The organism is Dietzia maris (assembly GCF_014144855.1).
GTDB lineage: Bacteria > Actinomycetota > Actinomycetes > Mycobacteriales > Mycobacteriaceae > Dietzia > Dietzia kunjamensis.
On the sequence record NZ_JAALDN010000108.1, the window covers coordinates 1 to 1,493 of the forward strand.

Below are 1,493 nucleotides of genomic sequence, written 5' to 3' on the forward strand. Positions count from 1 at the left end.
GGCGGGGTCGGCCCCGCCCGTCGCTGATACCCCGGGCCCGCTCGGCACCCCGGGCCCGTTCGGGCCCTGTGGCACTTCCGGCACGTCCGGCACCGTCACGCCCGCGCGGCGAGGGCCCCGGAGCGCAGGGTCCCGATCATCGCGTCGGGATCCGGGGCACCGTAGACGGCCGAACCGGCCACGAACACGTCGCACCCCGCCGCCGCGCACTCGGCGATCGTCCCCGCGTCGATGCCACCGTCGATCTGGATGTGCACGTCGAGGCCACGGCGGTCGATCTCGGCGCGCAGCGTGCGGACCTTGTCCAACACCCCGGGCATGAACTTCTGGCCGCCGAAGCCGGGCTCGACGCTCATCACCAGGACCAGGTCCACGTGGTCGAGCAGGTCGAGGTACGGCTCGACGGCGGTCCCGGGCTTGATGGAGATACCCGCCTTGCACCCCCTGGCGTGCAGCAGGTCGGCGACGGCCTTCGGGTCGTCGGTGGCCTCCACGTGGAAGGTGACGTTGAACGCGCCGGCGTCCACGTAGTCACCGACCCAGCGCGCCGGGTCGGTGATCATGAGATGGCAGTCCATCGGCTTGTCCGTGACCCTCCCGACCGCCTTCGCGACCGGCGCACCGAAGGACAGGTTGGGCACGAAGTGACCGTCCATGACGTCCACGTGGATCCAGTCGGCGGACGGGATGCGCTCGATCTCGCGGTCCAGACGGGCGAAGTCGGCGGACAGGATCGACGGCGCGATGAGCGGCTGGTACGACATGACGTCCAGTCTAGGCGGGCCCGTCCGGGCTGCTCCGCCGACATGGGACGGCGGCCCGCGGACCGGTCAGTCGACGGAGCCGGTGACCGAGGTCAGGAACTCGAGCTGGTCGGCGATGATGCGCTCGAAGTGCGGGTCGACGTAGGGGTCGAAGTGCTCGCACGGGTACTCCAGGTAGCGGCCGCGCGGGATCCGCTGCGCCGCCCGACGCGCGGTCGCCGCGGGGGTGATGGCGTCCTCCGTCGCGATCTGCACCAGCGCCGGGCAGGTGATCCGCCGCGTGTGCCGCATCGGCGAGTAGAAGCCGATCCGTGCCAGGATCCGTGCTGCGACGTCGTCGCGGAATTCACTGCGGCGCAGTCCCGAGTCGGCCGCGAGCCGATTCACCGCGGGATCGGCGTCCGGACTCGTCATGACCGCCGTGTCCCCCGGTCGTCCGACGAGACGCACGTACCGGGGCTCGCGACGCCGGAGCGAGCGCCACAGGTCGTCGACGATGGCCGGGCCGAGTCGGAGCGCCGCCGCGAGCCCCGTCGCCCTGACCGCGGCCGGACCGCTCACATGCGGGACCTGGGCGATGACTCCCGCCAGCCGCTCCCCCGTGCCGGCGAGGGTGAGGACGTGACCTCCCGAGAACGACGTGCCCCACGCGATGACGCGGTCCGGATCGACGCCGGGCAGCGACCGGGTGAAGGCCAGGGCTGACAGTGATGATGTGTGTAGTGGTTC

General features: G+C 71.7%; 2 protein-coding genes. Both read right to left on the reverse strand.

The window, feature by feature from the left end:
• Positions 1 to 95 precede the first annotated feature (95 nt).
• On the reverse strand, positions 96 to 764 hold the full coding sequence (gene rpe / locus G6024_RS04165) for a ribulose-phosphate 3-epimerase (protein WP_067716379.1): 669 nt from the start codon (positions 762 to 764) through the stop codon (positions 96 to 98).
• Between the two features lie 66 nt (positions 765 to 830).
• On the reverse strand, positions 831 to 1,493 hold a 663-nt coding region (locus G6024_RS04170; RefSeq protein ID WP_159148137.1), incomplete at its 5' end, for an alpha/beta fold hydrolase.

Excerpts from the sequence above, each read along its gene's own strand:
- rpe (WP_067716379.1), bottom strand. The coding sequence starts at position 764 with ATGTCGTACCAGCCGCTCATCGCGCCGTCGATCCTGTCCGCCGACTTC.